The organism is Acinetobacter corruptisaponis (genome assembly GCF_030053775.1).
Classification (GTDB): Bacteria; Pseudomonadota; Gammaproteobacteria; order Pseudomonadales; family Moraxellaceae; genus Acinetobacter; species Acinetobacter corruptisaponis.
This window is the reverse complement of sequence record NZ_CP125669.1, coordinates 3397219-3416251: the sequence shown is the minus strand read 5'-3', so window position 1 is coordinate 3416251 and position 19033 is coordinate 3397219. Positions and strand designations below refer to the sequence as shown.

Below are 19033 nucleotides of genomic sequence, written 5' to 3'. Positions count from 1 at the left end.
AACTTCCATACCATTTTTTTCACCACAATATCTCTGCATATTTTTCGACCTAATTTTTAATCAGACTTTCTGCTTATTGAATCACACAGAACCTTAGAGTTCCTGTTGCTGATGGTTTTAGCAAACCTGTTAGCGACCATTCAAGAACTTCTCCAGAATGTGTTGCATTACAAGTATTTCCACTCGGTGTTACCCTGCAGCTCACATCACCAAAATTAGTACCAGTTGGTAAACTATCTTTCACCTTGACATTCTGTAGGTTCTTCACACTATTGTTTTTATAGGTGATCTCATACTCTAAATTTTGTTGTTTTGTGGCTTGGTTATTTACTAAAAAGCCTAAAGAATCAGATGGAGTTGACGAACAACTGGTCACTGCGCGTACTTTTTTTGTCAATGTCAACCCTGCACTGCCAATAAGTGTCACGTCCTGACGTTGTTGGGTCTGCCTGGAAATGTTAAGTGAACTGACCTGATAGCTTGCCTGTAACGTTCCAATATGCTGGGCACCAGCAAAAATATTGGTTGGTGAAAGTACTCGTTGCACAAGACAGATATCGGTATTGGGTTGTAATAAAACAGTACCAGATGGCGTTGGATCAAATACTGTCTCACCAGCATCAACAGCACCATTACAGTTGCTGTCTCGGTAAACCAGTGCCTGCCAAGGCTGATCATTATTTGAGTTTGAAGAACTTCGGATAAGTTGAGTTAGTTGTACAGGTGCTTGTGTAGTCAAGCGATGTGGATAATCGGTGACTTCACCTACCGTAATAGTATGTTGTCCATCTTCTGTTAAAACCACATTGAGATTGGCATCACCAAAATTATTGTTTGGATAACTTGTGGCTGTGGTTTTTGGCACCGTAATCGTATCCGTATTGCGACTGTACGTTCCTGTTGGACTTACCCCACTAACTGAGGTGTATTCTGGTAAATTGGTTTGCACAATGCAGAATGGGTTACTTAGAACACTTTTCTCAACTTTAAAACGATAATCCCCATTGTCATTGCTTATTGATACAACATTGAGGTCAACACCTGAACAATTGGCAAGTTTAAGCGAACTGCCAGCAATGCCCTGCTCATTTGCATCAATGATTCCATTATAGGCATTTGCCACAATATTGCTGACGTTGCCGCCATTATCATTAAAGACTTTGCCTGATATTAAAACTAAATCTTTACGGCTATTGGTTAAGGTACAAATAATTGCTGCATCGTTTGTATTAATCGTTAATTTATTGCCATTTAAAGGCGTAGTGTTGCCAGTACAGACGAGATTCCCCGCATACTCATTTTCATCGCCTTTGCTAAACGCCTCAATGATACTTCCTGTTGTTCCAAGCATGGCCAGCGGAACAATAATTGGTGTACCTGCTGTAGAGTTTGCTCCCGTGGCGTCCGCAACTGAGAGTCCTGTTGTTGCATTTGTGGTAAAGCCAACACTGTTCACGGTTGCACTATCACCAGCTAAGGCATTTTCCCATTTTTTGATTAAAGTGAGCGTAGTAAGTGTATTCGTTAAGGTACAAACAATATCTGCCCCTGCTGCAATTCCCGTTCTGGCTAAGGTGACTGTCCCATTTGTTTTATTAACAGTGACTGAACTTGCTCCTATACCCGTACATACAGCATCGGTCAACCGATATCCTGTCGGCATACCCGATTCAGTTAAGACGACATTTGTTAATGACAGACTCGGAGAAAAATATTGGGTTATGCCTGATGTTTCAGTTTCTGTAACTGTTGTCGTAATGGAATGGTTTAAGATTCCGCTATTTGCACTGGCAGTAAAATCAAATTTTCCAACCCCACCACGGCTAATTTTTTTAATTGTTAAACTTGGCGTACTATTAACAAATGTACAGGTAATATCTGCTCCACCAGTAATTAGTCGACCAGATGAAATGGTCAGCGTTGACCCGCTTAAATCACCAAACTCACCAATATTTCCTGTAATAAAACTATTGGCATCAGTACATTTCGCATCCTTTAATACATAACCCGTCAAAAGAGTTGGCTCACTAATCGTCACATTTGAAAAGGTGTCATTCACCGTTAAAGCAGCAGAGGTACCTTTACCAATATTGGTGGAAGAACTTGAGGGGGTTGTTGCCACATTTGTCGATGTACTGGATAAATTACTGTTGACGAAAGCAAATGTGCCTGTACCACCACGTGACTCTTTTGCAATCTTGACAATTGGCACTTTAATATTGGAAAAATTGCAGTTTATATTTGGGTTATTGTTAATTTCAGTGGAGGTAAAGGCATAAGTTTTTGTACCCGTTCCTGATGTTGGTGCAGTGCCAACAAGTGCGCCAGACGTGCCATCAGTATTTCGAACACGGCAAGTTGCACCCAGTAATGACCAGCCAGCCACATTTGTTTCTGAAATGTTTACACTCCCTGATGACGAGGTGACTGCAAAAGGCTGACCAGAAAATATTGTTCCACCGTCAACCTGATATTGATCAATTGGTGTTTGCGTTATCACGGTCGCACTGGTTTTATTTGTACCTGTTAAAGAAAAATCAAATGAACCTGTTCCACCAATACTTGACTTGGTTATATAAATCAATGCTCTTGCAATGGTTGTTTGTACACTACTGGTGTTGTCACTAGGAAAAATATCATTATTTGCAGTAGCATTCACTGTTGCCGTGTTTGTGGCAACGCCTGACACTGCTGTTGCAGAGATAGTAACGCTACAAGTCGCTCCTTTAGGACCACTAAAAGTACCTGACAAGGTGTTTCCAGATAAACTTGCTGTACATTTATCTGAAGCAGTTGCTGTTCCACCTTTAGTGGCCGCTACAGCAATAGAAACTGAATTAAAATTATTTGGAACGATATCCTGAAAATTAGCCACCCCTGTAGAACTAATTGCACGTTCTCCTTTATTGGTAATCACTAACTGATACTGAACTATATCATTAGTTTTTACCATTAGAGGTTGTGATTGAAATGATCCACTCGTTCCTTTACGCTGAGTTTTTTCAATTTTTACATCCACATCCTGAGGGGCATCATCATCAATAATTGTATAGGTTGCCGTGCCATTACCTGATGCACCACAACCACTTGAAGACATGACATGGTATGCATTGCTTTGATTAATTGTGACGGTAAAAGTTTCATCAGGTTCAGGGACTGTATCATTGATAATTTCTACAGGGACATTCAGGATATAAGGTGTGCCACTTCCATAGTTACCAGCGGGTATTGTAATGGTAAAAGTATTGGCCACCCCACCATTAATTTTATAGTCTGTACCTAGCTGTGCTGTACCATCAGTAACTGTAAAGGTCAGTGGAATGCCTGCTGGTGGCACAGTTCCAACCACAATGACCTGAACAGGCTGAACACCACCGCCATTTTCGGGTACAGAATAATTAGCAGATGTAAATTCAATAATCGGCTTAACCTCAATCTGAATGCCATCCAAAAAATTCCCTGAAGTTCCTGAGCCTGAAGTAGACTGAAAACCAATGGTCGTTTGCCCTGTCGCACCTGTATAAATAAAGCTTCCACTATAGTCAGCCCATCGAGTTGTATTACCTACAGGTACAGTATTACTTTGCACAGGATTACATGTACCAGCACTACATGACGTTATATTACCCGTCCCTGTTGTACCAGTTGCGACTGATACTACTGGTTGCGTACCTGCACGAAAATTCATGGTATCAGGATTGGTATTTCGTCCATTATGGCTAAATCTCCAATTGACTTGCTCGCCATTGACCAAACAAATATTTTGGGATATTTCTGAAATATATTGGGCATTTAATTCAGCGAACTGCGTTCCTTCTTTAGCAACCATGTTGCCTGTGCCTCCCCCCCCAATACCCCGAGGTCCTGACCACAGTTCCATAACCTGTCCATTTCCACTTGGGACATACGTACAAGAATCTACAGCCTCTTCTTGGTAATAGGGATGTGTGGTTAACCAACCAGGAACCTTAGTACTGTCAATATATACACGACAGGCATTACCAGTATTTGCAATTTTAGGACTTTCAAAACTCAGGTTAATAAAACTACGCTGATAAGCAGCCTGAGCAATACTGATGCTACTGACCAGTGAAAAAAACAAAATCAAAAGTTTTAGAACAGCATGACTAGCCAGTTTCATCATCTTGAATTTTTCCATTGAATTACTGCCCCACATAGCGCACCCCAAAACTGAATTCGTAACTTTGACCACCAACCACACTGTTTAATGTTCCTGTCAGCTCACCCGCATTATTTAAAGCAGGGGCTGTCGTGCCACTACATGCTGTACAGGTTGGAACTTTCGACAATACTGTATAAGCAGGCGTCATATCCCTAAAGGTAAATACATTATTGATTGTGGGACCTGAATTATTTAAGGTTACTTTGTAGAGGACACACTGTCCCTGACCATTGCCCTGTTTGCCAATATTTAGCTTATTTAAACTATAAGCCTCGTCAGCAGTACCATCACAATTGAAATCACGTGCCTGCAATTTGGTTAAACTTAACTGTGATTTATTCACGGTGGTCACATCCTTAACAGATGCTACAACTTGATTCGCTGAGTCTTTTAAATTCACAATGGTTGTGTTGGATTGGGTAACATTATTTGAAGCAGTATTATTCACCTGAACAAACAACCTGACTTGTGACCGTGATGCCAATCCACCACTCGGTAAATCTGATAAATGATTAATTAAGGTATCACCACCATCAAACTGTCCATTATTATTGGCGTCATAATAAAGTTTGGCATTAAATTCAGACTGATCATTGCTTAGAACAAAATCATAACTGCCAGAAAAAGCTGTATCGCTATGATTGACCAATAGATGGCTATATACCACAGTGCCTAATGGTGCGACCTGACCATATAAATCTGGCATAAATTCCAATTGAGGCTTGGAGTTTACACTTTGAATGGTTATGGCATCTTTAATAATGTCCTGAGCAGGGTTACCTGTAGCGACAAAGCTGGTTGAGATGACACGGAAATAAATCGGTACGGTGACGTCATTATTAACTTTATCGACCTCAACAACCGCACAGACCAGTTGGGTTTCTCCATCATTTAAATAAATCGTCTTACCAATTTCATTACCCAACCCACTACAGTTTGTACCATTTGTGGATGTATAAAAACGCACACGGTTTACACCTGCGGGTAAAGTTAGGCTGGAAAAATCACTGCTGGCATTTGCATTGAGCAAATACTCTGTTCCAACGCCTGTATGTTTCACCCTTAATGGAAAAATTGCCTGCCCACCAGTCACAGGGTTATTACTGGATTTTACTGTTAAGGTTTTCCAAGCAGCACCATTATTATCAACCACACCATTACCCTGCCCCGTATTATCCGCATTGGTTAAATCTACTAGTTGTGAAACAAGAGTAAGGGTCAAAGTACCCTGATCTTTAATTGTACTGGTTTTACTACCGTCACTCACAGACTGTGCTTGTGGTGTAACTTCAAAAACTGTATTTGTGGTTACCGCATAACTACTTGGGAAACGAACTTTGACCACAACAGGAACACTGGTATTGGCAGCCAATAATCCTGTATCAGGAATGCCATCACCATTACTGTCCAATAACGGAGTCACACCATCCGCACGATACAACTCAATTTGACTGCCTGCTGGAAATGTACTGCCAGTTAAAGTGAGGTTAAAACGGTCTGTGGTATTCCCTGTATTCCAGACATAGTTGGTAAATTTAAGTTCACCGCCCTGTGATACCGCACTGGCAGTAATGGTATTAGTATTATCATTGACATTGCTTGCACTGCCATTCATTTTGACAGCATAGACTGGAGCAACATTTACAACTGCTGTATTTGTTTTGTCGGTCGTTGTTCCTGTCACATTGACAAAATTCTCAATCTTTCCTGCAATACTTTTATTAATTTTTACCTTAAATTCAATATAACCAATCGAATTTGCAGGAATACTGGTCAATACAGCAGTCACAACATTAGAACTTACATAATAATTAATACCAGTAGGATCATTTGCTCCTGTTGCAGGGTCGACGGTTGTGCCATTCCAGTTTTCACCACTATTGGATTGATACGTTAAGGTTGAATCCAGAGTATCCGTTAAAGTGATATTACCTGTAGCAACATTACTTGGATTTTGATAATCCAAACGTATTGTGACAATGTCTCCATTTGCAGCAGTAGTTTGGGAGAATTTTTTACGTACCATCAACGTGGACTGATCAGTTACAGTTGCCTTGTCAACATTAGTGTTTGTTCCAGTTGCACCATTCATTGATGTCACAGCTAAAGTCAAGTTTGCAACTTTTCCTGTGGTAATCGTATTTGGTATGGTTGCCGCAACAACCAGTCCAACTGACTGACCTGCACCCAATGTATAACCTGTGATTGGCGATCCATCTGGGACACCATCATTATTGGCATCCAGATAAACCGTCAGGCTACTATTCACAAAATCAAAATCATCACCAGTGAGATTATTGCTTACAGCGAAAGTATATTGATCTGTATCGTTACTGGTATTGGTTAAGATATGGTTAAAATAAACAGTCTGTCCTGCCACTACTGTTTTGTTATTGGCTGCCACCAAATTTAATGAATACACAGGCAAAATCGTGGTTTGAACAAGATTTGAACGTGCCACCTGTACAACAGTTGAACCCTCTTCACTATATTCACCGACTGCCATGTTACTGATGATCGAGTTGGTTGCAGCCCAGGCCGATTGCTGGACCATCAACACGCACAGCAAGGTCAAGACCCAATTAAACAGTTTTGGGCGGTTATTATTTAATGTATTGATCATCTTCATGCTCTAATATCCGCTCTGTTTATGGGCTTACCCGAATAGAAAAGTACATGGCAGCCTGATCCTGTGGCGCAAGGGTGCCAACATTTCCTGAAATCTGCCCCGCATTGACTGCAACTGAACCCTGACTAATTGACGGTGGTAAACCAACACGCAATTGACTGTAAACAGGTACAACGTCATTGATCACGACATTACTGGCCGAGGTTATTCCCTCATTTTTAATGGTTAAACGGTAAGTCACACATTGATTTGGTTTTATCTGAAGCGGTGTACTTCCGTAAGTTGCATTGGTTACCGTAGCCAAAGTTAAGGCACAATTTTCATCCTTGGTCTGCTCTTTGGTCAAACGTAACTGGGTTGGATCTACCGTGGTCAAGTCAGTGTTTTGTAAATCAGCCAAAGCCAAACCCTGAATAACATTGTTTGTTTTTACAATAATATTGGCTGCACTGGACATACCATTGGTTGCGGTTGTCGGTGCCTGAACTTTTAAGAGAAGTTGAATTGAAGCTTGCGGCGCTAAACCACCCGTAACCGTAGATAAGTCATTAATGAGTGGATCAGTTGCATCAATCACACCATTGTTATTGGCATCATAGTACAACGTATAAATAAAATTATCGGCTGGTTTCTGCGATACAACACTTAGGCTAACCTGACCCGTGGCACTCCCCTCAACAATCGTACCCATGTTTTTCAAAGTATGCAGATAAACAACTGTTCCACCAACATTCACTCGTCCCTGTTGATCATTTGCCAATGTCATTTGTCGTTGAATAAGATCGACTTGATCTTTAATGCTATCTGCCTGAGCATTCATTGGAGATTTTATCGCAAACCAAATTGGCAAATTGGTCAAGTTGGTATTAGGTGGAACAGTGACTACCGCACAATATTGTTTGATTGCACCAGCAGCAACAACCCCTGTATTGCTAATTTCACTTGTTAATGTCTGGCAACTATCATTGGTATCATAAAATTTTACGATCCATTGCGGAGGCAAATTGGTGCTGATGTTATTCACATCAATCTCATTGGCTGAAGCATATAAATTATAATTATTGGCGACACTATTATAATTCTTAACCATTAAGGGAAATACTGCATTTCCGCCCTTAATTGCAACTTGCTTGAATAGTGCCTGTCCACCAGCTGCTGTGACATTTCCTATGCCAGTTCCTGAACCATCATTATTGTACAAGTCACTAGAACCGACAGAATTAGTATTGGTTAGTTGATCACGAGTCGCATTCTTAATTGCTGTATCTGTGGTAGAAATTGCTGTGATGTCAAAATTCAAAGTCTCTGTAGTGACACAATTGGCAGGAAAATAAACACCAAGCACAATTTTTTTCGATGCGCCTGCTGCCATCGAACCTGTATCTACCACACCGTCAGCATTACTATCGGTGAGCAAAGTTTTTCCATCAGAGTGATATAAACGTGTTATCGCACAACTTGGCACATTTACACTTTTATCAATTGTAAGATTATAGCTATCTGTTGCCTGCCCCGTATTCCAGACATAATTTTCAAACTGAACTTCTTTGGCGGCGCCAGTAAATGTGTTTGCTTTGGTGAGCAAGTCATTCGTGCCTCCATCAGTATTTCCAGCAGAAGAGTTATTCAGTATCACCCCTAAGCTTTGCTCTACATTAAAAATAACGGTGTTGGTGTTGGTGTCTTTCAATAAAGTAGTTGTATTGTTTTTATACTGTTTATAGTTCGCAGTGTTATTGATCTTTTCCGCTGCATTCGGATTAACTTTCACCTTAAAGCTCACCGTGCCCTTGCTTAATGCGGCAATCCCTGTCAGTTTAAACTCCACCTCACCATTTACATATTTATAGTTCATGACTGATTCAGCAGTACTTCCTGCTTCATTGTCATTATCTATATCTGTCAGTGTAGCCGTGCCATTACTCCAAATCGCAGTTCCCGCCTGATATGCAACATTACTCGGCAAGGTATCATGCACCAGCAACTGACCTGATGCAGTCCCTGTATTGCTATAGGTAAATGTATAGGTAACTTCTGTGCCTGTTTTACCTGTACTGATATTTTGAGATTTTGTGACCTGAATGACCGCATCATCAACCACTTTTGCAACATCTGAGACAGTGGCAGACACATTACCTGGATCAAGTTGACTGGTTGAAGTTAAACTAAAGTTTGCCACATTACCTGCGACAACATTTTTAGGAATACTTCCGACCACCACCAAAGCAACTGACTCGTCTGCCTCTAAGTGCAAGATTGCATTATTGAGTAAATTATTATTGTCATCAGGTTCACCATTTTGATCCCGATCCACATAAACTGCGATATTTTCCAGATCAAATTGATCATTTGTGAGCTGTGTCAGAGCAACCTTATAGTTATCTGCGATATTTCCCGTATTGGTGAGTACATGAGGGAAATTGAGTTTACTGCCAATTGTACCAATATTTTGCTGATTGCTTTGTAGACTCAATGAGTAAATGGGCTGAACTGTCAGGATAACAGGGTTGGAGTTAATTGTTTGTAGGTTGCCCTGTTTATCATAAAAATCACCACTCGCAATATTGGTGATACTGCTACCTGCCTTAGGCTGAGCAAAAGCAATAGAGCTACAAGAAAAGATAAATAAACCAAGAAAAGAGGTAAACGAAATTTGTGAGATATCACTTTTCTTGAACCGACCTATCATATCCAACAACCCACTAAAAAAATAAAAAATTATATTGACGATTTTTCAACCAGAATACTACAAAAAACCAACTTTTAACAGAAAAATGTAAAATAATAGTTATTTTTATTAAAAATAATAAATTTAGCAACATTTATTTTCAAATCAGAGACTACAAGCACATTATTTATTATTAGATATGGAATCAAATAAAAATTTAGGAGAACCCTATCACAATAAAAGCAAATATTTTTATGTCTTTCAACACAAAAAAATGACCTAGACGAATACTGTCAGTTTTAAGCATAAAACAAACATTCACTGCATAAAAACGTCATATCAATCATTCGGAAGATTATTTAATTTCTCTGCTATATCAATTTTGACTTCAATAATTCCTAAAAATTCTGAATGGCTTGAATTCTATAATCAGTAAAATTTTTATGTGGAGTAAGTTGAGGGGTAAATCTAAAGATAAAAAAATAAGCCCTTGTAAAAACAAGGGCTTATTTCAATATTTGGCGGAAGCGGTGTCAGTCACATTAAGAACTCAAATTATTGATTAATAAATATAAAAATATTTAAATTTAGTTTTTTACTACTATTTTTACTACAAAAAATTCCACCAACTCGTTTGTTCAATACTTGTTCATTATAAACTAAATTGCTGTGAATAGCCTGATAACTACCCATTAAGCATTACCCTCAGCTTGCTCATCATCAATCAACTCAAATTTTCTTAATTCATCAGCTACCAAAGTTTGCAGTTGATCTTTAGGTAATAGTAGTTGGTACTCAGCCACCCCGATAGGCTTACCTACATCTTGCAAAGCAATTTCCACATCTAAATGATCTTTATCGGCACAAAGAATAATACCGATAGACTGATTCTCGTTTTCAGATTTTTCTAACCGATCAAGCAGTGATAGATATAGGTTCATTTTACCAACATATTCTGCTTTAAAACTTCCTATCTTGAGTTCAATCGCAACGAGGCTTCGTAAGCCACGATGAAAGAACAGCATATCAACAAAATATTCTTTACCATTATATTCCAGTCGGTGCTGATTACCAATAAAGGTAAATCCCTTACCAAGTTCCAGTATGAAATATTTGATTTTTTCAATCAAACGTCTCTCTAGTTCCAGCTCTCTGATAGGCTCAGTAATTCCCAGAAATCCAAGGTTATACTGGTCTTGGAATATTTCATTGGCATAGTCTGCATGAGTTGCGGGAAGCGTGTTATTAAAATTGTTCGATTTTAACTGGTTCTGTGTTTGACCATACATATCCATTTTTATAGCATTAAGCAATAAATCCCTTGACCAACTTTTTTCAATGGTTTGTTGCATATACCAATGGCGGACTTCTTTATCCTTAATTTTTTCCATCAATAAGATATTGTGTCCCCACGGCAATTTTGCAACAGCCTGTTGCAAAATTGAAGTTTCTGGATACTCCAAAGCAAAACGTAACATATAACCTAAGTTTCGTTCTGAAAAACCTTTTAGGCTGGTAAATTCATGTTGTAAATCTACTGCCAGTTGTGGAATAACCTTTGCTGACCAACCCTCCTGCTGTTGGCGCTCAGCAATCATTTTTCCTGTTTGCCAGTAAAGCAATATCATTTCAGCATTTACAGCAAGAGCTGTTCGTAACCGTGTTTGTTGTATTACATTTTTTATATCAGCGAATAATGACTGGTATTTTTCGATTGCTATTTCATTGCTCATAAAAGAACCTAATCAGATCAGCATCTATCTTGGTAAATTTGGCATAACAACTTGATTCATTGCTTTATCCATGACGACATGAAAGCATAGCATAAGTTGAACTAAAGACTTTTTACTGCTGCTTAATTTACAACCAAAGCATCATTTTCAAAGACAGCCTGTAAGACTTGGTATAAATATTCCACAGCAATCACTTTCATAGAGCCTATAGGTTGTTTTGGCTGATTCACTTTAGGTACAACTACAGTTTTAAATCCATTCTTTTCTGCTTCCTTTATACGGTCCTGTGCATTGGGTACAGACCGAATCTCGCCAGACAAGCCTACTTCACCAAACACAGCCATATCGTGAGGCAAGGGTTGATTTTTCAAACTCGATACACAAGCCAGTAAAACTGCTAAATCTGACGCTGTTTCTGTAATTTTCAATCCGCCCACAATATTGACATAGACATCATGTTTCAGAATATCCACTTTAGCTTGTTCTTTCATAATGGTAAGAAGCAACGTTAGACGATTATGCTCCAAACCTAAAATAAGCTGTCTAGGTGCATTTTCTGTTTTACTCACCAAAGACTGCACTTCAACTAAAAATGGTCGTACACCATTTCTACTAACCATGACAACAGAACCAGCAACTGCCTCACCATAGCGATCCAGAAAAATCGTGGCTGGGTTGATGACTTCTTTTAATCCCTGATCGGTCATATCAAATACACTTAGTTCATTCACCGCACCAAAACGATTTTTAACCACTCTGAGCATGCGATACTGTAAGTCGCTTTGTCCCTCAAAATGCAAGACACAATCAACCATGTGTTCAAGCACTCTAGGTCCTGCCAACTCACTTTCTTTGGTGACATGCCCAACAATCAGTAAAGATATTCCTGTATGTTTGGCAAATCGGGTTAAGATTGAAGCTGATTCTTTAATTTGCGACACATTTCCTGAAGCCGCAGGAATAGACTCTGTATATAAGGTTTGAATAGAATCCAAAATCACCAGAGAGGTTTTTTGTTCCGTTAATATTTCGCAAATACGCTCTACCTTCGTTTCTGCCATGACATCAAGTTTGTCCAGTGGCAGACCCAATCGTTTAGCTCGCATGGCAACTTGTGACAGTGACTCCTCCCCAGTGATATATAAAACGGATTGATTTTCTGCAATATAGGTTGCTGTTTGTAAAAGTAAAGTTGATTTGCCAATGCCAGGGTCACCACCAATTAACACCACTGATCCAGTGACCAGCCCACCACCTAATACACGATCAAACTCATCAATACCTGTTGAACACCTAAGCTCCTGACTCATTTTCACCATATTTAATTTAGTAATATGATGTTGTTGTCCTGCATAGCCAGAATGACTTAAACCTGTTGTTGCCCGATGTCGGGGCTTTCGTTCAACTGTTGTTTTGCTGAAACTATTGTATGCTCCACATTTAACACAGTGTCCTGTCCAGTTATCCTCCTCCTTACCACATTCACGGCATATATGGACTATACATTTAGCCATAGTAAAAACTCTATTTTTTAGTCACCTCAGCACCTTATCAAGCCAGATTATTAATCTCAAGCAAGGTAATGAAATAAGGGGAATTCGTTGAGAATAGAGGGGGAAAATGCCATTCAATGATATACGACATACAAGGTTAAATAACATTGAATTGAATCACCAATATATTTAAGCTGATTCAAAATATAATCCTACAAAACTACAGCGATATTGAGATATTGAAAAAATAGAAGTATTTGCTGCTCAACACCTCCAACCTCTACCTTTGCGATTGATCACATGCTCATCAATGGCAAAAAGGTTACGATGGACGATACGCATAACACTTTAACCCAAAAGCTGGGCAAACCCTCTTCAAATGGCAAGGGGGTACAACGAATGGAAATTTGGCAGTACCCAGGTTTATGCAGCTTATGGTCAGTACGGTTTGCAAAAACTAAGTGTGATGACCACAGGTAATACTTCCAGTTTGGTTGCTGTTGTCAATGACAAACAGATTCAACTGAAAAAAGATACATTTAATAATGTGAAATCAAAGCTCAAACGCGGCTGTACTGATATTTAGGAATTGCGTTTTGCAGACCAGTTTTATTATGCCACTACATTCTTGTAGGGGCATAATAAAATTAAACTGAAATATCTATTCATCATTTATAATTAATATCAACCTACACTCAGTTCAACCTAATATTTTTCTAAATAAGAAATCACTTCTTTGTATTTGTCCTTTAATTTTTTATATGTAATATATTAAACAAATAAGTTGAGTATATTACATGAAAATATCCTTACTCATATCCTCACTGCCTACGCAGAACACAACCACTCGTATGAGAGTCTGGCGATCCCTCAAAGCAAGTGGTGCAGCAATTCTAAGAGATGGTGTCTATCTACTTCCAATTTCTCATAGCGAGAAATTTGATTCTATTGCAAATGATGTTATTTCAGAGCAAGGGACTGCTTATGTGTTTCACGCTGAGCAACCCTTAAATCTTGAACTTGCTCCTTTTTTCAGTAGGAAAGAAGAATACGACGCTCTCTATAAACAACTTACTGAATTAAGAGATCGCCAAACTAAAGATGAAAAGAAAGAACTACTCAAGCAAGTCCGTAAATTAAGAAAAAATATCGATGCACTTGTAGAAATTGACTATTACCCTGATGAAACTCAGGCACAAGTTTTAAATGAGCTCTCCTCTTTAGAACTTTCAATTGCACGTATTGGTGAAGCGAATGAGCCTCAATCAATACAATCTCATATTCAACTTCTAGATAAAAATAGTTATCAAAACAGAACTTGGGCAACCCGTAAAAGACCTTGGATTGATCGTCTAGCCTCTGCATGGCTAATAAAGACTTTTATTGACTCTGCGCCTACATTCATTTGGCTAGAAACACCAAGTGACTGCCCTAAAACAGCATTAGGATTCGATTTTGATGGCGCTACTTTCAGCCACATTAATCACTGGGTGACCTTTGAGGTTCTCTTACATAGTTTTAATTTAGAAACACCCGCTTTAAAGAAAATCGCTGAAATTGTTCATTACCTTGATGTAGGTGGAATTGAACCCCCTGAAGCACTTGGTATTGAAAAAGTTATCCAAGGAATTCGAAGTCAAATAAGTGACGATGATCAACTATTTGCATTATCGAATCATATTTTCGATGGCTTATATGCCAACCTCTCAAGAGAATAATCATGGAACAAAAACTTGTTATCAAGTCAGAGCAAGAAATACAGCCTATTTCATTTTGGAAAGCATTTCTGTTTTGGCTTAAATTGGGGTTTATTAGTTTTGGTGGACCAGCGGGACAAATCGCTGTTATGCACCAAGAATTGGTTGAACAAAAGCGCTGGATTTCTGAAAAACGTTTTCTACATGCTCTCAACTACTGCATGTTACTGCCTGGGCCTGAAGCACAACAATTAGCAACCTATATCGGTTGGTTAATGCATAGAACCGTTGGTGGATTAGTTGCAGGAATCCTATTTGTATTACCCTCTCTCTTTATTCTGATTGGTCTGTCATGGGTTTATGTAAAATTTGGTGATGTTCCTATCATTGCTGGTCTTTTTTATGGGATTAAACCTGCTGTTGTTGCTATCGTTTTTCATGCGACATATCGGATTGGTAGCCGATCGTTGAAAAATAAGTTTTTATGGGCAATCGCTGCGCTTGCATTCATCTCAATATTTTTCTTTAACTTGCCATTCCCCTTAATCGTTCTAACGGCTGCAATTATTGGATATTTGGCAAGTAAAAAATATCCAAGCTTTTTTACAGGTGGGGGGTCACACCAACAAGGTAAAAAAGATTATGGTCCCGCATTAATTGATGATGATACACCTACCCCAAAACATGCCATATTTAGTTGGAAACATTTAGCTAAGATACTTTTGATTGGAGCAATCCTATGGCTTGCCCCAATTATCAGTTTGGTTTTAACGCTTGGTTGGGATCATTCTTATACTCAAATGGCTTGGTTCTTTACAAAAGCTGCGTTGCTCACATTCGGTGGTGCTTATGCAGTATTACCTTATGTTTATCAAGGTGCTGTTAATTTTTATGGTTGGTTGAGTCCAACACAAATGATCGATGGTTTAGCCCTTGGAGAAAGCACCCCAGGTCCTCTGATCATGGTTGTTGCGTTTGTAGGATTCTTAGGTGGCTTTAATCATGCTCTGTTAGGTAATGAACATCTATTCTTAGCAGGTGTATTGGGTGCTGTGATTGTGACTTGGTTTACTTTCCTATTTTCTTTCATTTTTATTCTAGCTGGTGCTCCAGTGATTGAATCAACCCACAATGAATTAAAATTTACTGCACCTTTGATGGCAATCACTGCCGCTGTTGTTGGTGTAATTTTAAATCTTGCACTGTTCTTCAGTTACCACGTTTTATGGCCAAATGGATTCGACCGTCCATTCAACTATGAAGCAATGGTTATTGCGATTGCAGCATTTATTGCCTTATTCCAATTTGAAGTCAAAGTCATGTATGTCATTTTTGCTTCAGCATTCTGTGGCTTGATTTTGTATATCGGTGCATAAATTTATAATTTTTAGTTTTTAATAAAAAAGGAAGCTAAGCTTCCTTTTTTATTGAACGATAAAACAAGTTTGAAATTGTACAACAAATAAATAATGCACTTCTAAGCCATTAATCGGAAAAAATTATTTAGGCCATTTTTGATGGTAGTCATCAATCACATATTCATGCACATGCACACCATTGATCTGATGTTGAATCACATGTTCATGGTCTGCGGGCAAATCATCATGGCTATGTACTAAAACATCATCATCTTTAGTTGTCCATAAGCGTAATGCGAGGATGAGAGCAACAACGGCAATAACTGCCATCGGTATAAATGTTTGTAATGTCCCTATATTCGTACTCAACCATCCAACCAATGGATAAGTAATTAACCAACAAGCATGTGAAAATGCAAATTGGGCTGCGAATAATGATGTTCTATTCTCACTGGAAGCAGACTTACGAATCAAACGCCCTGTAGGTGTTTGGGAAACCGAATATCCAATACCAAGGACAAACCAAAGTGCTAACAAACCATTATAAGATGCAATCAAAGAACCACTGAATAACCCAATGACAAGAATTGTCGTTCCCGTCAACATCACTGTTCGATCAGGAAACTTATCCAATATCTTAGGTAGGATGAACGCTGAAAGCATAGAACCTAATCCAAATAAACCAAAAGCCCAAGTTGTCGCATTTTCAGTTAGCTTAAATGTCGATTGAACCAATACCACGGTATTTACAATCACTACAGCGCTTGCTGACGCAATTGCTAAATTGAGAGCAAGCAATGCTTTAAGTCTTGGCGTATTAAAATAAATTTTAGCTCCCTGCTTAATACGGCTATAAACACCTCTAAATTCAGGTACTTTGGCAACTGGTAATTTCGCACTTACCACAAACAAAGCAGAACCGATAAAACCTAATACTGTTCCCAAAAACAGATTGTGATAGCTCATCAGAGTTAATAAAAATGCTGCCAACATTGGACTAATGATATTTTCTAAATCATAGGCTAAGCGAGATAATGACAAAGCATTGGTATAGTCTTTTTCTTCAGGCAAAACATCAGGAATCATTGCCTGAAATGTTGGCGTAAATGCAGCAGATGCAGATTGCAGAATAAAAATAAGCACATAGATTTGCCAAATTTGTGTCACAAATGGTAGGCACAATGCTGTCAATGCCCGAATAACATCTAATCCGACCAAAACCTGTTTTCTTGGTAATCGCTCTGCAAATGCCGATGCTATAGGTGCAACACCAATATAGGCAATCATCTTAATTGCCAATGCAATGCCAAGAACTTGAGCAGCTTGACCTTTTGCAATATCGTATGCCTGTAAAGCTAGGGCGATTGTAATCAACCCAGTCCCTATCAGTGCTATTACTTGCGCCAAAAACAAATGCCGATATGTTGTGTTTTTTAGTACTTCTAGCATTTTATGGATTCCTTTTAGAATCTGACATTTATAACGATTAAATCTCCTTGGAAGACTATTCCAAGGAGATTGATTAAAGCTTAAAAGACTTTCTTCATTTCACTAAACTGTCCTTCTACAAGTAGAGTTACAGTCACTGGATTTTCAGTACGGTTACGCCAGAACCAACCATGTTTACCATCAAAAGCTGCTTTTAAGACACCTTGTTGAGTTGTCTCATTCTTGCCTTTTCCATAACCATGATAAAATCCTTTAGGCGCATTTACTGGATCGCCATGAGTATCATAGTTAAGACCACCTCCTACAGCTTTCCAATCAAAGTTGACACTTGCACTTTGCGGCATTGTTAGTTTTACCTCTGTGGCTTGCCCAGGTTTTAGCTCAATACTAATACTCTCTTTATTAATCGCAGGCATCGCCATTTGATCATTCTCAGTCGCTACTTCAGTCGAAATTTCTGAGACAACTGAGTCAGAGTTATTCACCACTTGTTGAGAATTAATACCATTCTCTGACTCTTCAGCTAGAGATTGTTTAATTTCACCCATTTTTGTTAAGCCAAGTACTTTACCCATTCCTGTTGGGTCAATCGCATATTCCGCAGGCATGACACAGGTAACCAATACAACCACAGCACTTATAGCCGCGATAGCTGTTGATTTGATTAACTTTTTTGATGAAGGTAATTCGATATCTTTTGGAATTTCAACGTTATACATAATTTAGATCCTTATTGAGTAATGAAGCCAGTAAGTTGATAGCCAACAAGTAAAAAACCGAGGAACATGAGGAAGACATTGCTTTGATAGGCTGTTTTAAAGAAATAAGGTGTCTTTCTCCAAAACGTCATTAATAACAAGATGATGCACAGAGCCATAAACTGACCTAATTCAACCCCAATATTGAATGAGATTAAATTTGCCAGTAGCCCATCACTCGGAACTTCATATTCCTGAATTTTTACTGCGAGTCCAAAACCATGAATCAGACCAAAAATTAAAGTCGCTATTTTCGTGTTTGGTTGAAAACCAAACCAACGCTGATAAGCCCCCAAGTTATCAAGAGCCTTATAAACAATTGAAAAACCGATGATTGCATCAATGATGTAGGCATTTATCGAGATATTGTAATAAACACCCACCAGCATTGTAATCGAATGCCCAAGTGCAAACAGGCTGACGTACAAGCCTATGTCCTTCATTCGGTATAAGAAGAAGATAATGCCAACAAGAAATAGTAAATGGTCATATCCAGTGACCATATGTTTCGCACCCAAATAGATGAATGGAATCACATGAACGCCATAAATTTCTTGAATATAGCCCTTATCACCTTCTGCTACGCCATGAGCAAAAAGTGTCGGACTAACCAAGGTGATGGATAAAGCAAGTAATAGCTTTATGTAAGCACTTAATTTCACAATGTGTGAATCAATAATTTGCATGTATATCAAACTCCAAAATTTAAAATGAATTGAAAATCCATTAACTTTTTTGGGGGTTTAAAAATACGACTCACCATCAGATAAACATATTCTTTTGACCAATCTAGAATCGAAATTCCCTTTAAGAGATGAGCTAAAGCGGCTGATTTAAGTACGTCATAGCCAACAAAATGTTCATAGTAATTATCTTGGTGACTATGTGAATGTTGTTGGCTTATCTCATGATGGTGAGAGTGAATTGCATCAATTGAAACGTGTCTCTGAAATTCATTGTCAGTTACATGCTCATTAAAGTGCAAACATAAAGCGAGACTGATCATGCAGACTAGCCACATCATCACAAATTTGCTTTGTTTATCTCGCAATATATTTGTCATTA

At 38.6% G+C, this 19033-nt stretch carries 12 protein-coding genes; 3 read left to right on the top strand and 9 right to left on the bottom strand.

The genetic code is table 11. From position 1 onward, the window contains the following. Window positions 1-73: 73 nt before the first annotated feature. From QLH32_RS16225 to radA, 5 genes are all read right to left on the bottom strand, one after another. Window positions 74-4177 carry a prealbumin-like fold domain-containing protein gene (locus tag QLH32_RS16225; RefSeq protein ID WP_283267058.1) on the bottom strand — a complete coding sequence of 1368 codons (4104 nt, stop codon included), beginning with the start codon at window positions 4175-4177 and terminating at the stop codon, window positions 74-76. Then, complete coding sequence (locus QLH32_RS16220) at window positions 4164-6812, bottom strand: hypothetical protein (protein ID WP_283267057.1); 2649 nt, start codon at window positions 6810-6812, stop codon at window positions 4164-4166. The genes QLH32_RS16225 and QLH32_RS16220 overlap by 14 nt, the downstream gene beginning before the upstream one ends. Before the next feature lie 19 nt (window positions 6813-6831). After that, window positions 6832-9501 carry a COG1361 family protein gene (locus tag QLH32_RS16215; RefSeq protein ID WP_283267056.1) on the bottom strand — a complete coding sequence of 890 codons (2670 nt, stop codon included), beginning with the start codon at window positions 9499-9501 and terminating at the stop codon, window positions 6832-6834. A gap of 671 nt (window positions 9502-10172) precedes the next feature. Continuing rightward, window positions 10173-11213, bottom strand: coding sequence for a PDDEXK nuclease domain-containing protein (locus QLH32_RS16210; protein ID WP_256414809.1), 1041 nt, complete (start codon window positions 11211-11213; stop codon window positions 10173-10175). A gap of 122 nt (window positions 11214-11335) precedes the next feature. Continuing rightward, window positions 11336-12727, bottom strand: a complete 1392-nt coding sequence (gene radA / locus QLH32_RS16205; RefSeq protein WP_256414810.1) for a DNA repair protein RadA — start codon at window positions 12725-12727, stop codon at window positions 11336-11338. A 358-nt stretch (window positions 12728-13085) separates the two neighbouring features. On the opposite strand from radA, the gene QLH32_RS16200 reads away from it, so the two are divergent. The 3 genes from QLH32_RS16200 to chrA all read left to right on the top strand — a co-directional run bounded on the left by QLH32_RS16200 (window position 13086) and on the right by chrA (window position 15779). Next, window positions 13086-13292 (top strand): hypothetical protein, encoded by a 207-nt coding sequence (locus tag QLH32_RS16200; protein WP_256414811.1) that lies wholly within the window; start codon window positions 13086-13088, stop codon window positions 13290-13292. Window positions 13293-13503: 211 nt separating this feature from the next. Then, the gene (locus tag QLH32_RS16195; RefSeq protein ID WP_256414812.1) at window positions 13504-14424 is read left to right on the top strand and encodes a chromate resistance protein ChrB domain-containing protein; all 921 of its coding nucleotides are present in this window, start codon (window positions 13504-13506) and stop codon (window positions 14422-14424) included. A gap of 2 nt (window positions 14425-14426) precedes the next feature. Further along, window positions 14427-15779, top strand: a complete 1353-nt coding sequence (gene chrA, locus QLH32_RS16190) for a chromate efflux transporter (protein WP_256414813.1) — start codon at window positions 14427-14429, stop codon at window positions 15777-15779. Between the two features lie 123 nt (window positions 15780-15902). Here chrA and QLH32_RS16185 read toward each other — a convergent pair whose 3' ends face one another. The 4 genes from QLH32_RS16185 to QLH32_RS16170 all read right to left on the bottom strand — a co-directional run bounded on the left by QLH32_RS16185 (window position 15903) and on the right by QLH32_RS16170 (window position 19031). After that, window positions 15903-17210, bottom strand: a complete 1308-nt coding sequence (locus tag QLH32_RS16185) for an MFS transporter (protein WP_256414814.1) — start codon at window positions 17208-17210, stop codon at window positions 15903-15905. A gap of 80 nt (window positions 17211-17290) precedes the next feature. After that, complete coding sequence (locus QLH32_RS16180; protein ID WP_256414815.1) at window positions 17291-17929, bottom strand: transmembrane anchor protein; 639 nt, start codon at window positions 17927-17929, stop codon at window positions 17291-17293. An 11-nt stretch (window positions 17930-17940) separates the two neighbouring features. Next, on the bottom strand, window positions 17941-18654 hold the full coding sequence (locus QLH32_RS16175; protein WP_256414816.1) for a HupE/UreJ family protein: 714 nt from the start codon (window positions 18652-18654) through the stop codon (window positions 17941-17943). A gap of 5 nt (window positions 18655-18659) precedes the next feature. Beyond that, on the bottom strand, window positions 18660-19031 hold the full coding sequence (locus QLH32_RS16170) for a hypothetical protein (protein WP_005322921.1): 372 nt from the start codon (window positions 19029-19031) through the stop codon (window positions 18660-18662). Between the last annotated feature and the right edge of the window lie 2 nt (window positions 19032-19033).